General features: G+C 70.3%; 15 protein-coding genes. 8 read left to right on the top strand and 7 right to left on the bottom strand.

Features of this window, described 5'->3' with window-relative positions:
* Window positions 1-4: 4 nt before the first annotated feature.
* Complete coding sequence (gene ku / locus GGQ54_RS01930) at window positions 5-829, top strand: non-homologous end joining protein Ku (protein WP_179443854.1); 825 nt, start codon at window positions 5-7, stop codon at window positions 827-829.
* Between the two features lie 28 nt (window positions 830-857).
* Window positions 858-2,486, top strand: a complete 1,629-nt coding sequence (gene pruA / locus GGQ54_RS01925) for an L-glutamate gamma-semialdehyde dehydrogenase (RefSeq protein ID WP_179443853.1) — start codon at window positions 858-860, stop codon at window positions 2,484-2,486.
* Between the two features lie 79 nt (window positions 2,487-2,565).
* Here the strand turns inward: pruA and GGQ54_RS01920 are convergent, their stop codons facing one another.
* On the bottom strand, window positions 2,566-3,033 hold the full coding sequence (locus GGQ54_RS01920; RefSeq protein ID WP_179443852.1) for a DUF2505 domain-containing protein: 468 nt from the start codon (window positions 3,031-3,033) through the stop codon (window positions 2,566-2,568).
* 194 nt (window positions 3,034-3,227) lie between these two features.
* Between GGQ54_RS01920 and GGQ54_RS01915 the strand changes: the two genes are divergently transcribed.
* On the top strand, window positions 3,228-8,018 hold the full coding sequence (locus GGQ54_RS01915) for an NAD-glutamate dehydrogenase (RefSeq protein WP_218843613.1): 4,791 nt from the start codon (window positions 3,228-3,230) through the stop codon (window positions 8,016-8,018).
* Window positions 8,019-8,025: 7 nt separating this feature from the next.
* Window positions 8,026-8,889 carry a PHP domain-containing protein gene (locus tag GGQ54_RS01910; RefSeq protein ID WP_179443850.1) on the top strand — a complete coding sequence of 288 codons (864 nt, stop codon included), beginning with the start codon at window positions 8,026-8,028 and terminating at the stop codon, window positions 8,887-8,889.
* Here GGQ54_RS01910 and GGQ54_RS01905 read toward each other — a convergent pair.
* Both GGQ54_RS01905 and GGQ54_RS01900 read right to left on the bottom strand, forming a co-directional pair.
* Window positions 8,857-9,945, bottom strand: a complete 1,089-nt coding sequence (locus GGQ54_RS01905) for a PLP-dependent cysteine synthase family protein (RefSeq protein ID WP_425487389.1) — start codon at window positions 9,943-9,945, stop codon at window positions 8,857-8,859. The two genes, GGQ54_RS01910 and GGQ54_RS01905, sit on opposite strands and share 33 nt — an antisense overlap.
* Window positions 9,896-10,816, bottom strand: coding sequence for an EamA family transporter (locus GGQ54_RS01900; protein ID WP_179443849.1), 921 nt, complete (start codon window positions 10,814-10,816; stop codon window positions 9,896-9,898). The genes GGQ54_RS01905 and GGQ54_RS01900 overlap by 50 nt, the downstream gene beginning before the upstream one ends.
* A 72-nt stretch (window positions 10,817-10,888) precedes the next feature.
* On the opposite strand from GGQ54_RS01900, the gene GGQ54_RS01895 reads away from it, so the two are divergent.
* The gene (locus GGQ54_RS01895) at window positions 10,889-11,785 is read left to right on the top strand and encodes a LysR family transcriptional regulator (RefSeq protein WP_179443848.1); all 897 of its coding nucleotides are present in this window, start codon (window positions 10,889-10,891) and stop codon (window positions 11,783-11,785) included.
* Window positions 11,786-11,821: 36 nt separating this feature from the next.
* A complete protein-coding gene (gene gndA / locus GGQ54_RS01890) occupies window positions 11,822-13,312 on the top strand; it encodes an NADP-dependent phosphogluconate dehydrogenase (RefSeq protein ID WP_179443847.1) in 1,491 nt (496 codons plus the stop codon).
* Between the two features lie 11 nt (window positions 13,313-13,323).
* Here gndA and GGQ54_RS01885 read toward each other — a convergent pair whose 3' ends face one another.
* From GGQ54_RS01885 to GGQ54_RS01875, 3 genes are all read right to left on the bottom strand, one after another.
* Window positions 13,324-14,220 (bottom strand): SMP-30/gluconolactonase/LRE family protein, encoded by an 897-nt coding sequence (locus tag GGQ54_RS01885; protein WP_179443846.1) that lies wholly within the window; start codon window positions 14,218-14,220, stop codon window positions 13,324-13,326.
* 29 nt (window positions 14,221-14,249) lie between these two features.
* Window positions 14,250-14,759, bottom strand: coding sequence for a putative immunity protein (locus GGQ54_RS01880; protein ID WP_179443845.1), 510 nt, complete (start codon window positions 14,757-14,759; stop codon window positions 14,250-14,252).
* Between the two features lie 198 nt (window positions 14,760-14,957).
* Window positions 14,958-15,365 (bottom strand): DUF1761 domain-containing protein, encoded by a 408-nt coding sequence (locus GGQ54_RS01875; protein ID WP_179443844.1) that lies wholly within the window; start codon window positions 15,363-15,365, stop codon window positions 14,958-14,960.
* Between the two features lie 71 nt (window positions 15,366-15,436).
* Between GGQ54_RS01875 and GGQ54_RS01870 the strand changes: the two genes are divergently transcribed.
* Entirely contained in the window at window positions 15,437-16,072 is a 636-nt protein-coding gene (locus tag GGQ54_RS01870; protein WP_179443843.1) for a winged helix-turn-helix transcriptional regulator, read from the top strand.
* Window positions 16,073-16,348: 276 nt separating this feature from the next.
* Window positions 16,349-17,680, top strand: coding sequence for an HNH endonuclease (locus GGQ54_RS01865; protein WP_179443842.1), 1,332 nt, complete (start codon window positions 16,349-16,351; stop codon window positions 17,678-17,680).
* A 34-nt stretch (window positions 17,681-17,714) separates the two neighbouring features.
* Here the strand turns inward: GGQ54_RS01865 and GGQ54_RS01860 are convergent, their stop codons facing one another.
* A complete protein-coding gene (locus tag GGQ54_RS01860; RefSeq protein WP_179443841.1) occupies window positions 17,715-19,349 on the bottom strand; it encodes an AMP-binding protein in 1,635 nt (544 codons plus the stop codon).
* Window positions 19,350-19,364: the final 15 nt, after the last annotated feature.

Below are 19,364 nucleotides of genomic sequence, written 5' to 3'. Positions count from 1 at the left end.
CCCCATGCCCAGATCGATCTGGAAAGGCGCCATCTCGTTCGGCCTCGTGACCATCCCGGTCAAGCTGTACTCGGCCACCGAGGAGCGCGATGTGTCGTTCCACCAGGTGCACGCCGAGGACGGCGGCCGGATCAAGTACAAGCGGGTCTGCGAGAAGGACGGCAAGGAGATCCCCTACAGCGAGATCGCCAAGGGCTACGAGGCGCCCGACGGGCGGCTGGCGATCCTGGAGAAGTCCGACTTCGACGACCTGCCGCTGCCGAGCACCAAGCAGGTCGAGGTGGTCCAGTTCGTCGACGCCGACGAGGTCGATCCGACCTACCTGAACAAGACCTACTTCCTGGAGGCCGACGGCCCGGGTGCCAAGCCGTACGTGTTGCTGCGTGACGCGCTGAGCAAGTCCGGGAAGTCGGCGCTGGTCAAGGTCGCGCTGCGCAATCGCGAACAACTGGCGCTGATCCGGCCCAAGGACGATCTGCTGGTGCTGCACACCATGTTGTGGCCGGACGAGTTGCGCGACGGTGAGTTCGCCGCACCGCCGGCCGATGTCACCGTCTCCGATGCGGAGGTGAAGATGGCGCAGTCGTTCATCGATGCCCTCGACGCCGATTTCGCCCCGGAGCAGTACCACGACGACTACCGGGCAGCGCTCGAGGAGGTCGTCAACGCCAAGCTGTCCGGGGCGCCGATGCCGACCGAGGAGGGCGAGACCGAGGGGGCCGACGCGGCCGAGGTGGTGGACCTGGTGGCCGCGCTGCGGGCCTCGGTGGACGCCGCCAAGAAGCGCCGCGAACAGGCCGCCGGATCGGGCGATGCCAAGACGGGGTGAGCCCGCGCCGCCGCGTTATCCTGCGAGCATGGATGCGATCGTCACCGTTCCCGAGCCCGTCAACGAACCGGTCCGCGGCTACGCCCCGGGATCGCCGGAGCGAGACAGCCTGGAGGCGCGGCTGAAGGAGCTGGCGAGCGCGGAGCCGGTCGAGCTGACCGCGACCATCGGCGGCGAGCAGCGGATGCCCGGCGGCGAGCCGTTCGAGGTGACGATGCCGTCGGACCGCTCGCACGTGTTGGGGCGCAGCGCCAACGCCAGCGCCGAGGACGCCCGTGCGGCGATCGCCGCCGCGGCCGCGGCGGCCCCGGCATGGGCCGCGACGCCGTATCACGAACGGGCCGCGGTCTTCCTGCGTGCCGCCGATCTGCTGGCCGGCCCGTGGCGCGACACCCTGAACGCCGCCACCATGCTCGGTCAGGGCAAGACGATCCAGCAGGCCGAGATCGACGCGGCCTGTGAGCTGATCGACTTCTGGCGGTTCAATGTCGCCTTCGGCGAGCAGCTCATCGCCGAGCAGCCGATCAGCTCGCCCGGTGTCTGGAACCAGCTCGACTATCGCCCGCTGGAAGGCTTCGTCTACGCGATCACGCCGTTCAACTTCACCGCGATCGCCGGCAACCTGCCGACCGCACCCGCGCTGATGGGCAATGTCGTGTTGTGGAAGCCGAGCCCGACCCAGCAGTTCGCGGCGCACTTCACCATGCGGCTGCTGGAGGCGGCCGGCCTCCCGCCGGGGGTGATCAATCTGTTGCCGGGCGACGGGATCGACGTGTCGTCGGTGGCCCTGACGGACCCGGGGTTCGCCGGCCTGCACTTCACCGGATCGACCGCCACGTTCAAGAAGCTGTGGCGCGAGATCGGCGACAATCTTGATCATTACCGGGCCTATCCGCGGATCGTGGGGGAGACCGGTGGCAAGGACTTCGTGGTCGCGCACCCGAGCGCCGATCCCGCGACCGTGATCACCGCGCTGATCCGCGGCGCCTTCGAGTACTCCGGGCAGAAGTGTTCGGCCGCCTCGCGCGCCTATGTGGCGCGCGGCGTGTGGGACAAGATCAGTGACGAGCTCGCCCGGCGTACCGATGCGCTGGCCGTCGGCGATGTTCGTGATCTTGCCAACTTCACCTCCGCGGTGATCGACGAGCGCGCGTTCGCCAAGCACAAGGCGGCGATCGATGCGGCCAACACGGCGGCCGATTGCGAGGTCGTGGCCGGGGGCCGCTACGACGACTCCGAGGGCTTCTTCGTCCGCCCGACGATCATCACCTCCGACAACCCGGAGGCCGAGATCTTCACCACCGAGTACTTCGGCCCGATCCTCGGCATCTACGTCTACGACGACGATCGGTACGCCGAGACGCTGGAGCTGGTCGACCAGACCTCGCCCTACGGCCTCACCGGGGCGGTGATCGCGACGGACCGCGCCGCCATCGACCAGGCGAGGGAGGCGCTGCGCCAGGCCGCCGGCAACTTCTACATCAACGACAAGCCGACCGGCGCCGTCGTCGGTCAGCAGCCGTTCGGCGGGGCGCGCGCCTCGGGCACCGACGACAAGGCCGGCTCGATGTGGAACCTCGCCCGCTGGGTCAGCCCGCGCGCGATCAAGGAGACCTTCGTCCCGCCGACCGCCGAGGCCTACCCGCACATGGGCTGAGCTCGGCTCCCGCACATGGTCTGAGCTCGGCTCCCGCACATGGTCTGAGCTCGGCTCCCGCACATGGTCTGAGCTCGGCTCAGGCCAGCCAGCGGTTGCCGACGTCCTGCTGCAGCTTGATGCCCTCGAGCACGGCGGGCGCGGCGGCCTTCTCCAGCTTGCCGCCGACCAGTGGGATCTTGACCTTCAGGTCACCGGCGACATCGACCCGGGTGCGGTCGCCGTCGGGGATGATCTTGGTCTGGCCGGTGAGCTGTACGGGCTGGCCCGGCACCGTGAGCTCGAGCCGGCCGGTGCGCGAACCATCGGGCCCGGCCTCGCCCCAGGCGATCTCCTCGACCACGGTCAGCGTCGGGCCGGTGAACCGCGCGGCCTCGGGCGGCGCCGGCAACTGTCGGCTCATCCGGGTGTGGTTGCCCTCCACCGAGGTCTCGAAGTCCGACGCGTCGCTCGCCCGGCACAGCTCGGCCAGATAGCCCTCGTCGGTCAACATGGCGAAGACGCGGTCGGGGGTGGCGGCGAAGGTCGCGGATGAGGTGATCTGCATGGGCCTCACTATGGCGCATCAGGCGGCGGCCCGACACGCGCCCGCCGTGCCCTCGCCCCAGGTCCAGCAGATGAGACGGCGGGGATAGGGTGGGTGGCCGGGGCCGGTGTCGTCCCCGTCACAGCAAGGAACGGAGTGTCGTGACCGCGGTGCAGTCAGAGTCCGAACGGGAAAAATCGTCGCGGATCCGGAGCTTGGCCGAGTCCGGTGCCGAGCGGGCGGCCCAGCTCGGCGGCGACCCCGAGCGGGTCCAGGTGTTCCTCGGTCACTACTTCCGCCATGTCGACGCCGATGACGTTGTCGACCGCGATGTCGACGACCTGCTCGGCCTGGTCGCCAGCCATTACGAGCTGGCGCTGGAGCGCCCGGTCGGCCGTTCGGTCGTCTCGGTGGCCACCCCGGAGGCGGGGGCCGAGGGCTGGTCTGCCGGCGGCGCGACCGTGATCCAGATCGTCACCGACGACAAGCCGTTCCTGGTCGACTCGGTGACCTCGGAGGTGCTGGCCCAGGGCTGGGCCATCCGCGAGGTCTTCCACCCGCAGTTCGTGGTACGCCGCGACATCACCGGCAAGCTCTACGAGGTGATCACCCACGCCGAGGCCGAGGGCGATCCGAATGCGGTGGCGGAGTCCTGGATGCATCTGGAGGTACGCCGACCGCCGAGCGGCGAATCCCTGGAGGCCCTGAGCGAACGCCTCACCGACCGGCTGCGTGCCGTGCTGACCGATGTCTCGGAGTCGGTGGCCGACTGGCCGCGGATGGCCGAGCGGGTCGCCGACACGATGTCGGAGCTGGTCGCGGCGGGGGGCGACGGTCCGCGCGCGGCCGAGCGCGAGCAGGCGATCAAGCTGCTGGACTGGCTGGCGGATGATCATTTCACCTTCCTCGGCTATCGCGACTACGATTTCGACGGCACCGGCTACACCCCGGTCCAGGGCACCGGGCTCGGCATCCTGCGCTCCGACCAGGCCGCGGCGGGCCGGTTCGGCGCGCTACCGCCGGCCGACGGGCCCGCCGACCTGCTGGTGATCACCAAGGACGACGAGACCGCGACCGTGCATCGCCCGGCGTACCTCGACTACGTGGGCATCCGGCGCTTCGACGGCGACTCGGTGGTCGGCGAGCGACGCTTCCTCGGCCTGTTCGCCGCATCGGCCTATTCGGACTCGGTGCTGCACATTCCCGTGCTCAAGGACAAGGTCGACCAGATCATCGCCGAGAGCGGCTACGAGCGCACCAGCCACGGGGCGATGGCGATCCTCGCCGCGCTCGACAACTACCCGCGCGACGAGCTGTTCCAGACCCGTGCGGACGATCTTGCCCCGATCATCGAGCGGATCTCCCGGCTCAAGGACCGCCGACGCGTCACGGTGTTCAGCCGGCCCGATGCCTACGGACGGTTCCTGTCGCTGCTCGTCTACCTGCCGACCGACCGCTACAACACCGAGGTACGCAAGCGCATGCAGCACCTGCTGCGCGACGAGCTCGGGGGCGAGTCCGTCGACTTCTCGGCGCGGGTGGGCGAGGGCGTGCTGGCCCGGCTGCACTTCGTGGTCCGGATGCCCGCCGGCCGCCCGCTCGGCGAGGTGGACGTCGAGCGGCTCGGCGATCTGCTGACCGCGGCGACCCGGGCCTGGGACGACGACCTGACCGACCAGCTCACCGGCAATGCCGAGGCGGACCGGCTGACCGCGCTGACCGGTGCCCTGCCCGAGAGCTACAAGGAGGACTTCAGCGCCCGCCAGGCCGTGCAGGACCTGACCGCGATCAGCGCGCTGGCCCCCGGCGAGGGCGAGATGTCGATGGCCCTCTACGCTCCCGACGAGCCGACCGACGAGGCGGACCTGCGACTCAAGGTGTTCCGCCGCGGCGACTCGATCGCGCTGTCGAAGGTGCTGCCGCACCTGTCGCTGCTCGGTGTCGACGTGCTGGACGAGTACCCCTACACCCTGCGCTTCGACGACGGCGGCAAGGCGATGATCTACGAATTCGGTCTCGCCGTGCCGGGCGGGGCCGAGGCGGTCGCGGGGCCGGCGTGGTCCCCGCAGGCGCGGGAACGGTTCACCGAGGCCTTCGCCGCCTCCTACAACGGGCGTACCGAGGCCGACCCGCTGAACGGTCTGGTCACCCGGGCCGGCCTGACCTGGCAGGAGGTGAGCTGGCTGCGCGGCATCTCCCGCTACCTGCAGCAGGCCGGCTCGACCTATTCGCAGAGCTACATCGCCAACGCGCTGCTCGCGCAGTCGGCGATCGCCGCCGACCTGGTCGCGCTGTTCCGGGCCCGCTTCGATCCCGACGCCCCGGCGGCCGACCGCGAGGCGGCGACGGCGCAGATCACCGAACGGATCTCGGCGGCGCTGGACGAGGTGGTCAGCCTGGACTCCGACCGCATCCTGCGGTCCTTCCTCGCGGTGATCGCGGCGACGGTACGCACCAACGCGTTCCGGCCGGACCGGCCCGCGCTCGCCTTCAAGGTCTTGCCGCGAGAGCTCGCGATGCTGCCGCAACCGCGCCCGGCGTACGAGATCTTCGTCAGCGCACCGCAGGTCGAGGGCGTGCACCTGCGCTTCGGCCCGGTGGCCCGCGGCGGCCTGCGCTGGTCGGATCGACCCGAGGACTTCCGCACCGAGGTGCTCGGCCTGGTCAAGGCGCAGATGGTGAAGAACACCGTGATCGTGCCGGTCGGCGCCAAGGGCGGCTTCTATGCCAAGCAACTGCCCGATCCCGCGGCCGATCGCGGAGCCTGGTTCGAGGCGGGCAAGGCCGCGTACCGCACCTTCATCACCAGCCTGCTCGATGTCACCGACAACATCGTCGGCGGCGAGGTGGTCGCGCCGGACCGGGTGGTCCGCTACGACGGCGACGACCCCTATCTGGTGGTCGCCGCCGACAAGGGCACCGCGACCTTCTCCGATGTGGCGAACGCCATCGCGCTGGAGCGCGGCTTCTGGCTCGGCGACGCCTTCGCCTCGGGCGGTTCGGTCGGCTATGACCACAAGGCGATGGGCATCACGGCCCGCGGTGCCTGGGAGTCCGTGGTCCGGCACTTCCGGGAGATGGGCATCGACTGTCAGAACACCGACTTCACCGCGGTCGGCGTGGGGGACATGTCGGGCGACGTGTTCGGCAACGGAATGCTGCTCAGCAAGCACATCCGGCTGATCGCGGCCTTCGATCACCGACACATCTTCGTCGACCCGGATCCCGACGCGGCCAGCTCGTGGGACGAGCGGGCCCGGATGTTCGAGTTGCCCCGGTCGAGCTGGGCGGACTACGACACCTCCCTGATCAGCGAGGGCGGCGGCGTGTTCCCGCGTACCGCGAAGTCGATCACCATCACCGAGCAGATGCGGGCAGCCCTCGGGATCGACGACGAGGTGACGGCGCTGAACCCGGAGGAGTTGATCACCGCCATCCTGAAGGCCCCGGTCGACCTGCTGTGGAACGGCGGCATCGGCACCTACGTGAAGGCCGAGGCCGAGACCCACGCCGAGGTCGGCGACCGGGCCAACGACGCCGTCCGGGTCAATGGCGCAGAGCTGCGGGCGCGGGCCGTCGGCGAGGGCGGAAACCTGGGCCTGACCCAGCGGGGACGCATCGAGTACGCCCGGGCGGGGGGTCGGATCAACACCGACTTCATCGACAACTCCGCCGGCGTGGACACCTCCGACAACGAGGTGAACATCAAGATCTTGTTGTCCGGCGAGGTGGAGGCCGGCCGGCTGGCCGAGGCGGAGCGCAACGAGTTGTTGGCATCGATGACCGACGAGGTCGCCGATCTGGTGCTCGACCACAACTACGACCAGAACCTCGCCCTGGCCAATGCCGCGCTGTATGCGCCCGGGATGATCCAGGTGCACGAGGACTGGATGCGCCGCCTGGAGCGTCAGGGCCTGATCGACCGCGAACTCGAGTCGCTGCCGGGCACCCGCGAGATGCAGCGCCGCCGGCAGGCCGGGGAGGGCCTCGCCGCGCCCGAGCTCGCGACCCTGCTGGCCTGGACCAAGATCGTCCTGGCCGACGAGATCGGCGCCTCCGACCTGCCCGATGATCCCTACCTCGCCGACCGGCTGGTCCAGTACTTCCCCCAGCGGCTGCGCGAGGGGTACGCCGACCAGATGCCCCGCCACCGGCTGGCGCGGGAGATCATCACCACCGTCGCGGTGAACCGGTTCGTCAACTCCGCCGGGATCAGCGCCTACCATCGCCTGTCCGGCGAGACCGGTGCGCGGGCCGCCGACGTCTTCCGCGCGCAGCTCGCGTCCCGGGCGATCTTCGCGGTCGGCGCCCACGAGACGCGGCTGCGGCACCTGGACAACAAGGTGGACGCCGGTCTGCAGACCCGGGCCAGGATGGAGTTGCGGGCGCTCGCCGAGCGCGGCACCCGTTGGATCCTGAACAACCGGCGCGCGCCCATCGACGTGACCGCTGCCATCGGGCAGTTCCGCGACGGTGTCGCCGAGATCGCCGCCGTCCTGCCCGACCTGCTGACCGGGCGCGAGCAGGCGCGCTATGCCGAACGCCGGCAGCGCTACCTCGACGACGGCCTGCCCGAGGAACTGGCATCGGTCGTCGCCGGCTCCGACGTGCTCTACCAGTCGCTCGGCATCGTGCAGACCGCGCAGGCGCTGGGACGCGACGCGACGGAGGTGGCGCGGGCGCATTTCGCGCTCGGCCAGCAGCTCAATCTCGATCTGCTCGGCAGCCGTATTGCCGAGCTGCCGCGCGACGACCGGTGGGCGACGATGGCCCGCGGCGCGCTGCGCGACGACCTGCACCAGTTGCATGCCCAACTGACCAGCGAGGCGCTGCAGGCCGCAGACGGCGGCGGGCCGGAGGCGGCGGTGGAGAGCTGGACCCGGGCGCACGGCGACATCGACGAGGACGTCTCCACGCTGGTCGCGATCTGCGACGGACCCGCCGACCTTGCCCGCGTGTCGGTGGGGCTGCGGATCGTGCGTTCGCTGCTGCGGACCCCGGCCTGACGCGCGCATGCGGATCGACCTGCACACCCACTCCGCGGTCTCCGACGGGACCGATGCCCCCGCGGATCTCATTGCGGCGGCCGCGGCCGCCGGTCTCGACGTCGTCGCCCTGACCGATCACGACACCTTCGACGGCCTGGCCGAGGCGGCCGGGGCGGCACGGCGGCTCGGGATCGGATTCGTGCCCGGGATGGAGATGTCGGCCCGCCGCGACGGCGCCTCGGTGCACCTGCTGGCCTACGGCGCCGACCCTGCCCACCCCGCCCTCGCCGCCGAGCTGGCCCGGATCCGCTCCGGGCGGGCGGACCGGGTCGGTCCGGTCCTGGAGCGGCTCGCCGCCCTGGGGGTGCGACTCACCCGGGAGCAGGTCGAGGCGCAGGCCGACGGTGCGTCGGCGATCGGCCGGCCGCACATCGCCGACGCCCTGGTGGCCGCCGGGTACGTCGCCGACCGCACCGAGGCCTTCGACCGCTGGCTGCGCGACGGCGGCCCCGCGCACGTCGATCGGTACGCCACGGAGCTGGCGCGGGCGATCGACCTCGTGCACGACGCCGGCGGCCGTGCGGTGCTGGCCCATCCGTGGGCACGGGAGAGCCGCACGGCGCTGCCGCCGGAGGTGATCACCGCGCTGGTCGCCGAGCACGGCCTGGACGGGCTGGAGGCCGATCACCATGATCACGACGAGCAGGCCCGCGCCGAGCTGCACGCGCTGGCCGCCCGGCTCGGGATCGTCGCGACCGGCTCCAGTGATCATCACGGCACCGGCAAGGTCGATCACGATCTCGGCTCCTGCACGACCTCGCCCGCGGCCTATCGCCGGCTGTTCGGTGCGGAGGGCTCAGCCGCCGAGGCGCCGGTCCAGCCAGTCTGACCACGGCGCCGGGTCGAGCCCGTGCGAGCGTACCCAGGTGTCGTCGAAGTACGTTTCTGCATAGCGATCGCCCGGATCGCAGATCAGCGAGACCACCGAACCGGTGCTGCCGGCCGCGCGCAGTTGCGCCATGATCATCGCGACGCCGACGATGTTGGTGCCGGTGGAGCCGCCGACTCGCCGGCCGAGTCGTTCGGAGATCCACCGCGTGGCCGCCACCGACGCGGCATCCGGCACCCTGATCATCTGGTCGATCACCTGGGAGACGAAGCTCAGCTCGACCCGCGGCCGGCCGATGCCCTCGATCCGCGACCCGGTCTCGCGGGCGGTCGGATCGGCGTCGCGGTAGCCGGCGAAGAATGCCGAGCCCTCCGGGTCGACCACGCAGAGCCGGGTGGGCAGGCGGCGGTAGCGCAGATAGCGGCCGATCGTCGCGCTGGTACCACCGGTGCCCGCGCCGACCACGATCCAGGCCGGCACCGGATGCGGCTCGGCCGCGAGCTGGGCGAAGATCGACTCGGCGATGTTGTTGTTGCCGCGCCAGTCGGTGGCGCGCTCGGCCATCGTGAACTGGTCCATGAAGTGCCCGCCCAGCTCGGTGGCCAGGCGCTGCGACTCGGCGCCCAGGGCGGCGGGATCGTCGACGAAGTGGCAGCGCCCACCCTCGCGCTCGATCAGGGCCACCTTTGCCGGCGAGGTCGAACGGGGCATCACCGCGATGAACGGTACGCCGAGCATCCGCGCGAAGTAGGCCTCGCTGACGGCGGTCGATCCGCTGGACGCCTCGATCACCGGGGCTCCGGGTCGCAGCCAGCCGTTCGCGAGCGCGTGCAGGAACAACGAGCGGGCCAGCCGGTGTTTCAGGCTGCCGCTGGGGTGGGTGGACTCGTCCTTGAGGTAGAGCTGGTGATCGGGGTCGCCCAGGTCGACCTTGATCAGATGGGTGTCTGCCGAACGCTGCGCATCCGCGCGCAGCAGGCCCATCGCCGCATCGGACCAGCGCCGGTCATCCGGATCGCTGTGGCACACGCGGCTCGGCTCGCTGGGTTCGCTCACGCCGATACCCTAGGGCGCCGGAGCCGAGCGCGACGCCGGTGACGACGACCAGGGCGCCGACGATCTCGATCCAGGTCAGCGCCTCGCCCAGGGTGAGCCAGGCGGTGGACAGGCCGACGAGCGGCACCAGCATCGAGAACGGCGCGATCCGGCTGGCGGGATGGCGGCTGAGCAGCCAGGTCCAGATTCCGCTGCCGAGCACCGTCCCGATGATCACGGTGTAGGCCAGACCGGCCAGGGCGAGGAGCCCGGTGGCCGAGCCGAGCCCGGTCGCGGAGGCGGCGATCCGGGCCGGGCCCTCGACGATCAGCGAGACGGCAAGCATGGGCAGCGGGGGCACGACGGACATCCACATCGTCAGCCGCAGTGGCTTCTCCGGCCGGGCGAGCCGGCTGCACAGGTTGCCGAATGCCCAGCCGAGCCCGCCGCACAGGGTGAGCAGGAAGGGGAGCATGGCGGCGGTGCCCGCCTGCTGGCTGCCGACGATGCACAGCCCGAGCACCGCGGCGATGATCCCGATCACCTGATCGCGGGTCAGCCGTTCCCGGAGCAGGGTGGCGCCGAGCAGCACGGTGAACGGGGCAGAGGACTGCAGCACCAGCGAGGCGAGACCCGTCGGCATGCCGGTGGCCATGGCGAGATAGAGGAAGAGGAACTGCAGGGTGCCGAAGCCGAGGCCGTAGCCGATCAGGTAGCGCACGGGGACCCGCGGGCGGGGGACCAGCACGATGGTCGGCACGGCCAGGATGGTGAAGCGCAGCGCGACCAGGAAGAACGGCGGGAACTGTTCCAGCGAGAGGTGGATCGCCAGGAAGTTGAGGCCCCAGATGACGGCGACGGAGCTGGCCAACAGGCGGTCGCGGGTGTTCATGGCGCCGAGTCAATCGCGCGCCACTGTTCAGGACAAGCGCCAATTCATGACCATTGTGTTTAGCATGCCTTCATGGAAGTCCGGCACCTAATGCTGCTCCGCGAGCTCGCCGAACGCGGGACCGTGGGAGCGACCGCACGCGCGCTGCGGGTCAGCGCGTCGGCGGTGTCCCAGCAACTGCGCGCCGCCGAGCGCGACCTGGGCGTGCCGCTGGTCGAGCCGGCGGGGCGCGGCCTGCGACTGACCCGGGCCGGCGAACTGCTCGCCGACGGCGCGGTCGAGGTGGCGAGCGCGCTGGCGGGCGTCGAGGCCCGGTTCGAGGAGTTCCGCGGGGCGGTCGGCGGCGAGGTCGGGGTGGCCTGTGTGCCCAGCGCGGCGGCGATGCTGCTGCCGGGGCTGTTCGGACGGCTGGCCGAGGGACCGGTCACCGTGCGGATCCACGATCGCGACGTCGCCGAGGCGGGGTACGCCGAGCTGGCGCGCGACCACGACATCGTGATCGGTCACCGGATGGGCGCGCGGCCCCTCCCCGAATGGTCGCGGCTGAGCCGGGTGGATCTCCTCCGGGAGCCGCTCGACGTGGCGCTGCCCGTCGGCCACCCGCTCGCCGCGCGGGACAGCCTGGCGCCGGCCGATCTGGTCGACGAGCCCTGGGTCGGCGTACCGATGGGGTATCCGTTCGACGATGTCCGGCTCGCCGTCGAGGAGCGGACCGGCGCCCGGGTCCGCGTGGTGCAGCGGGTGCTGGACAACCGGCTCGTCGAGGCGTTGGTGATCGGCGGTCATGGCATCGGGCTGTTGCCGCGGTTCAGCACCCGGGCGGGTGCTGAGCTGGTGCTGCGGCCGCTGGCCGGCGTACCGACCGGGCGCACGGTCAGTGCGCTGGCCCGGCCGGAGGTCGCCCGTAGGGTGGTCGTGCGTCATGTCATCGATGAACTGCGTGCGGTCGGCCGGGAGCTGGCCGGGTAGATTCGTCGCGCAGCGTAACCCTGACGAAGGAACCCGATGAGCGAACAGGACCCCGGCAGCGAACCGGCCGGCACAGAACCGGGTGCGAAGGGGCGGGCCAATATCGGCGTCACCGGGATGGCGGTGATGGGCTCGAACCTGGCCCGCAATCTGGCCTCCCGGGAGGGCAATACCGTCGCGATCCACAACCGGACCACCGAGAAGGCCGAACGGCTGGCGGCCGACCACCCCGACGCCGGATTCGTGGTCGCCCGGACCGCGCAGGACTTCGCCGACGCGCTGGCCCGTCCGCGGACGGCCGTGATCATGGTCAAGGCGGGCGCCCCGACCGACGCGGTGATCAACGAGCTGGCCGATGTCTTCGAGCCGGGCGACATCATCGTGGATGGCGGCAATGCCGATTTCCGCGACACGATCAGACGCGAGCGCGAGCTGCGCGCACGCGGCATCAACTTCGTCGGCTGCGGGATCTCCGGCGGCGAGGAGGGCGCGCTGCTCGGGCCGTCGCTGATGCCGGGCGGGAGTGCGGAGGGCTATGCCACCCTCGGGCCGATCCTGCAGACGATCGCGGCGCGGGCGCCCGAGGACGGCGAGCCGTGCGTCACCCACGTCGGCACCGACGGCGCCGGACACTTCGTGAAGATGGTGCACAACGGCATCGAGTACGCCGACATGCAACTGATCGGCGAGGCCTACGACCTGATGCGGCGCATCCTGGGAATGACCCCGGCCGAGATCGCCGATGTCTTCGACGAGTGGAATGCCGGTGAGCTCGATTCCTACCTGATCGAGATCACCGCGCAGGTGCTGCGGCAGGACGATCCGCGCGGCGGCGGCCCGTTGATCGACAAGGTGCTGGATGCCGCCGGGGCCAAGGGGACCGGCAGTTGGACCGTGCAGAACGCGCTCGATCTCGGCGTACCCGTGTCCGGGATCGCGGAGGCCGTTTTCGCCCGCTCGCTGTCATCCGACCCCGCGCGCCGCGCGATCGGGCAGGAACTGCCCGGTCCGGAGCGCCCGGTTCGGGTCGAGGATCCGCGGGTGTTTCTCGCCGACATCCGCGGCGCGCTCCATGCGGCCAAGATCATCGCCTATGCGCAGGGCTTCGACGAGATCGCGGCCGGCGCGGGGAAGTACGGCTGGGAGATCCATCCCGGCGAGATCGCCCGGATCTGGCGCGCCGGCTGCATCATCCGGGCGCGGTTCCTGGGCACGATCACGCAGGCGTACGCCGATGACCCGGGCCTGGTCTCGTTGCTCGGGGCGCCGGTCTTCGCCGAGTCGCTGGGCAAGGCGCAGCAGGGCTGGCGACGGGTGGTCGCCGCGGCGGTCTACTCCGGGGTGCCGGTGCCCGCCTTCGCGACCTCGCTGGCCTACTACGACGCGTTGCGCAGCCCGCGGCTGCCGGCGGCGCTGACCCAGTTGCAGCGCGACTTCTTCGGCGCGCACACCTATCGGCGGACCGACGACGAGGGCAGCTTCCATGTCTTGTGGTCGGGCGATCGCAGCGAGGTGCGCGAATCCTGATCAACTTCTGATCAGCCCGGCCAGAGCCCGCGCGCGCCGACCTTGATCACATACAGCGAGGTCGTCGCGGTGATGTGGAGGTCGGTCCGCCGGGAGCCGCCGAAGGCCACATTGGACACGGTTTCGGGCAGCCCGATGCGGGCCAGTCGGGTGCCGTCGGCGTCGTAGACATCGACGCCGGCGCCGGCGCTGGTCCAGATCCGGCCGGCGTCGTCGACACGGAATCCGTCGAAGGTGCCGTCGGTCGAGGTGGCCAGCGTCCGGGCGTTCGTCAGCCTGCCGTGATCATGGTCGAAGGCGTGCAGGGTGTCGGTCTCGCTGTCGGTGACGTAGAGCACCGAGGCGTCGGGGGAGAAGGCGATGCCGTTCGGGGCGGTGAGGCTGTCGATCGCGCGCGTCGGCGTACCGTTCGGGGCGATCCGGTAGACGTCGTTGGAGCCGATCTCGGAGCTGGCCGCATGTCCCTCGTGATGATCGAGGATGCCGTAACTGGGGTCGGTGAACCAGATGGCGCCGTCCGGGGACGTGGTGACGTCGTTCGGGCTGTTCAGGCGGGAGCCGTCGATCGCGTCGGCGAGGATGGTGACCGATCCGTCGGGTTCGGTGCGGGTGACCCGGCGGGCGCCGTGTTCGCAGGTCAGCAGCCGCCCGCAGGAATCGAGGCGATGGCCATTGGCGAACCCGGCCGGCGCGGCGAAGGTCGTCACCTCGCCGGTGACCTCGTCGTAGCGCAGTACCCGGTCGTTCGGGATGTCGCTGAAGATCAGCATTCGGGCCGTCGGCACGTGTACCGGTCCCTCCAGCCACCGGCCGCCCGTCCACAGGCGGGTGAGAACGCGATCGTGGCGTACCGCGAAACGATCGTCGAAGACCGTGAGGTCGAGGGGAAGCGTGACCGATGTCGTCATGTCGCCAGTGTGGCAGCGCGGCTGGGTGGTCAGTCGGAGAAGGCGTACCAGCAGATGTCGTTGCGGGCGGCCTGGTCGGTGATCACCAGGGCGCGGACCGCCTCGGGCAGTCGGCCGCGCTGCCAGTCACGCTCGGCGCGGGCCGCGTCCGGTTCGGTCGGGCGGGCATCGGCTGCGGCGCGGATGGCGTACGCCGCGGCGCCCAGGTCGTGCTCGGCGACGTGACCGACGCAGGCCGCCTGGCCGGCCGCATGGGCGGCGAACCGGGCGGCGCCCGCCAGCGGGCGCGCGGCACCCATCGCGTGGCCGCCCGCCGCACGGGCCCGCATCATCGGCAACTCGCCCCGGGCCCACGCGCGCGCTGCCTCGATCGCCCCGCGGGGCCGCTGGTCGTCGGGCCGCTCCTGCTCGAAGAGGGGCAACACGTGTTCGGCGCAGTCCGCCGCCCAGAGCGCCAGCAACCGATGGTCGGCGTCCGTCAGCGTCCCGCCGCGGCGGACGGTGATCAGCCGCGGATCGCGCACCTTGGGCAGGATCATGCCGGTCCCTCGTGGATGTCGGAAGGAGCTCAGTCTGGTGTGTGCCGGAGGTTCGGGACAACCTTCGCTCACGCGCGCGCCGCGACGTGTGCCGCATTCTTGTGGCTACGCCTGCGTGGCTTGTCGCCGATCGACGAACTCGGGCTGGAACCCACGCTCAGCGCAAGGATGTGCTGATCCCGTCGTGGATCGACATGCCTAGAAGAGTCCCAGCACCAGCGTGATCGCGAGGAACAGCGCCAGTTGATAGCCGGTGTTGATGGTCGTCAGCTTCAGAGGCTTCTGTTCGAATGAGTTGTGCTGAAGAAGGGTCGATGCGGACAATGTCAGCCAAGCGACGGCCCCAACCGTCACGGCCATCCACACGGAGTCGTTGCCGGTCGCCGCGGACGTGAGCCCGACGGCGAACGCGAGCCCGATAGTGGTCGCGGCGTTGGACACGGCGAGCAGGATCAGGTTCCGCGTTCGGACAGGTTTGTTCTTCTCCGGCGTGATTCCTGTCATCGCTTCCCAGGCGTCGGCGATGGCACCCTTCGAGTACCAGACCATCGCCACGACCATTCCCGCGACGAACGCTAGGAGTGCACCAAGCCAACTGATGTCCATGCCACATACCTCCCTGATAGCCAGGGCGCGGCAGTCCTGGCAACGATGACGTGTGCTTGATATAATCAAGTATGGTTGAAAAAGTCAACGCATTGTCGCGTCGGAGCTACGGGCAGTTCTGCGGACTGGCGCGCGCGCTCGACATCGTTGGAGACCGCTGGAACCTCCTGATCGTGCGCGAGCTACTGCCCGGGCCCCTGCGATACGGCGAGCTGAAAGCCTCCCTGCCGGGCGTGGCGAGCAATCTCCTGGCCGAACGGCTGCGGACGCTGGAAGAAGCCGGTGTCGTGGAGCGAGTGCTGGGAGACGCGGGCGTTCTTTATGGACTGACGCGATGGGGGGCGGAACTCCAGGAGCCGATGGAGGCTTTGGGGCGATGGGGTGTCCCTCTGCTCGCCGCCGGGCGGGGTGACGACGAGTTCCGGCCACGATGGCTGACTCTTGCCTTGCCAGCCATCCTCCGCGGGAGAACGGCAACGCCGCCCGTGGAGGTCGGCTTCGAAGTGGAGGGCCTGCTCATCATTCTCCGGATCGACGCGGACGGCTCGACAACGCGCGTCGGCGACGACCATCTACCGGAGACCGTTCTGGCGGCCGACGCCGAAACCGTCGTCGGCCTCGTCGCCGGCGCGCTCACCGTCGATCAGGCGATCGATGCAGGTGAACTCCGCGGAGAGGTCGACGCACTTCGGCGAGCATTCGCCTGAGACGCCACCACCAAGGCGCAAGGTCGGAGACATACCCCATCAGAGTGACGTCGTGAACACCCTCATCGCCACCCAACAGGTGGTTGTGGATCTCAGATGTGGGCCCGTGGGTGTTCGGAAGGGCTTGCATTCGAATAAATGTGCGATTAGTATGGGTGCATGGATCGGGGGATCTCGGCGCACGAAGTCCGGGCAGACCATGTCCGGGCAGCTGATGATTGTGCGTCCTTTCTGGCGAGGTTGCCCTTGCTCGATGCCGATTCGCCAGGGGAGCTGATGGTGCTGATCGAGCAGCTCGAGTTGATCAAGAACGCGGCGGCGGCCGCGCAGGCCAGGTTGAGCGTGCGGGCGGAGGAGCTGCTGCTGGCCGAGCAGGAGGCCGCCGGGGTTCCGGCGAGTCGTCTCGGTCGCGGGATCGCCGACCAGATCGGCCTGGCGCGGCACGAGTCGCCCTGCGCGGGCTCGCGGCACCTGCAACTGGCGAAGACGATCGCCGCCGAGCTTCCGGCCGCCGGCGCTCTGTTCGCGGTCGGACGATTGTCGGAATTCGCGGTGACCCGGCTGGCAGCAGCCACGGCGGCGTGCCAGCCGGCCGATCGCGCGGCGATCGATGCCCAGCTGTGCGGCGGCGCCGACCCGGTGGCCGCGCAGCAATCGCCGCGGCAACTCGAGAAGGCGGCGCGGGCGTTGGCCTATGCGGCCGAGCCCGAGGTCGCCCGGCGCTGGAGCACCGCAGCCGAGGAGGGCCGCTACGTGTCGATCCGCCCGGCGGAGAACGCGATGGTGCATCTGAGCGCCCTGCTGCCGCTCGCCCAGGGCGTCGCCGTGCACGCGGCGCTGGATCGCGCGGCCGACCGGGCGCAGGCTTCGGGAGACGCACGGAGCCGCCAGCAGTGTCGCGCCGATGCCCTTGTCGAGAGGGTGACCGGTCAGGCGGCAGCGCCCGAGGTCCCGGTCGAGATCCAACTGGTGATGACCGACGGTGCGCTGCTCGGCCCGGCCGTCCCCGCCGATCCTCCGCTAGCTCCGGCGACGGAGCGCGAGGGAATTGCGCCGCAGGAGATGCGCGACGGTCCCGCTGCGGTCGTGCCGGGGTTCGGCCCGGTGGCGGCCGGGGCGGCTCGCGAGCTGGTGTGGGCCTCGCGCGCCAAGGTGTGGTTGCGGCGGCTGTGGACCGATCCGCCGACCGGCCGGGTCTCGGAGATCGATCAGCGGCGACGGCTCTTCCCACGGTCGGTGCGGCGGCTGGTGATCGCGCGCGACCAGGTCTGCCGGACGCCCTGGTGTGACGGTGCCATCCGCGACATCGACCACATCGTGCCGTGGGCGCGGGGCGGCCCGACCGGGTCCGACAACGCCCAGGGACTGTGCGCGCGGTGCAATCGGGTGCGTGCGATGCCGGATTGGGACCGTGCGGGATCGGCCCTGCGCGTGATCACCGAGTCGCCGAGCGGTCAGGTGCATGTCTCGGAGCCGCCGCCGGCCCTCTGGCTGCCGCACGCTGCCGCCATTCGGCCCGCCCGCGCCCGGCCGATGACACGCGCGGCCCAGCCACGTCCGGTGGTGACCATCGACATCGGGCACTGGCCGGAGTGCGCTGCGTCCTGAGGGCGCTCGCGCGCAAACAGGCCGGCCCGAGTTGTCAGGCCAGCCCGAGCTGCTGCGCCGCGTCGGCGCGCATCTCGACCTTCCTGATCTTGCCCGTCACGGTCATCGGGAACTCGTCGACGACCAGCACATACCGGGGGATCTTGAACCGGGCCAGCTTGCCCTCGCTGAACGCTGCGACGTCTTCCGCGCTCAGCTCGTTCTCGCCGTCGCGCAGCTGCACGAACGCACACAGCTCCTCGCCGTACTTCTCGTCGGGCACCCCGACCACCTGGACATCGGCGATCTTGGGGTGGGTGTAGAGAAACTCCTCGATCTCGCGCGGGTAGATGTTCTCCCCACCGCGAATCACCATGTCCTTGATCCGGCCGTTGATCGTCACGTACCCGTCGGGGCGCATCATGCCGAGATCCCCGGTATGCATCCAGCCGTCGGCATCGACGGCCTCGGCCGTCTTCTCCGGCTCGTCCCAGTAGCCGAGCATCACCGAGTAGCCCCGGGTACAGAACTCACCGACCTCGCCCCGCGGGACCACCTCACCGCTGGCCGGGTCGATGATCTTGATCTCCACGTGCGGGTGCACCCGTCCCACCGTGGCCGTCCGGCGCTCGACATCGTCGTCGCCGCCGGTCTGGGTGCTCACCGGCGACGTCTCGGTCATGCCGTAGGCGATCGACACCTCCGACATGTGCATCTCGGTCATCACCCGCTTCATCACCTCGACCGGGCACGGCGAACCCGCCATGATCCCGGTGCGCAGGCTGGACAGGTCGTAGTCGGCGAAGTTGGGCAGGGTGAGCTCGGCGATGAACATCGTCGGTACGCCGTACAGCGCCGTGGCCCGCTCGTCGTGCACCGCCTGCAGGCTCGCCGCCGGGTCGAAGGACGGCGAAGGAATGATCATGGTCGCCCCGTGCGAGGTGCAACCGAGATTGCCCATCACCATCCCGAAGCAGTGATAGAACGGCGGCGCGATCACCAGCTTGTCCTGCTCGGTGAATCCGATCCGTTCGGTCGTGAAGTAGCCGTTGTTCAAGATGTTGCGGTGGCTCAGCGTGGCACCCTTCGGGTGACCGGTGGTCCCCGAGGTGTACTGGATGTTGATCGGGTCCTCGGGCCGCAGCGTCGCCGCGATCCGTTCCGCCTCACCCGCGTCGACGCCGTCCGCGCCCGCCAGGAACTCCCGCCACGACTCGTCGTCGGTGATCACCACGTGGCGCAGACTCGGCACGTTCTGGCGTACCGATTCGATCATCGCCGGGTAGTCGCTGGTCTTGTACGCCGGGCTTGCCACCACCGCGACACAACCGGACTGGTTCAGCGCGTAGGAGAGCTCATGGGTGCGATAGGCGGGATTGATGTTCACCGCGATCACGCCGATCCTGGCCGTCGCGTACTGCGTCAGCGTCCACTCGGCGCTGTTCGGCGACCAGATCCCCAGCCGATCGCCCTTGGTCAGCCCGAGCGCCAGCAGGGCCCGGGCCACCCGGTCGACGTCGGTGGCGAACTCGGCCCAGGTCCAGCGGCGCCCGGTGAACGATTCGACCAGGGCGTCGCGGTCGGGCCAGCGGCGGACCGTCTCGGCCAGGTTCGCGGGGATGGTCTGGTCCAGCAGCGGCTGCTCGGTGCTCCCCGACGCGATGGAGAGCGCGGCTTCGTTGTCCGGCATGAGGGCCAAGCTACC

The sequence above is a fragment of the Naumannella cuiyingiana genome, assembly GCF_013408305.1.
In the GTDB taxonomy this organism is placed as follows: domain Bacteria; phylum Actinomycetota; class Actinomycetes; order Propionibacteriales; family Propionibacteriaceae; genus Naumannella; species Naumannella cuiyingiana.
The sequence above is the reverse complement of the archived record's forward strand: the minus strand, read 5'-3'. Positions and strand labels throughout refer to the sequence as shown.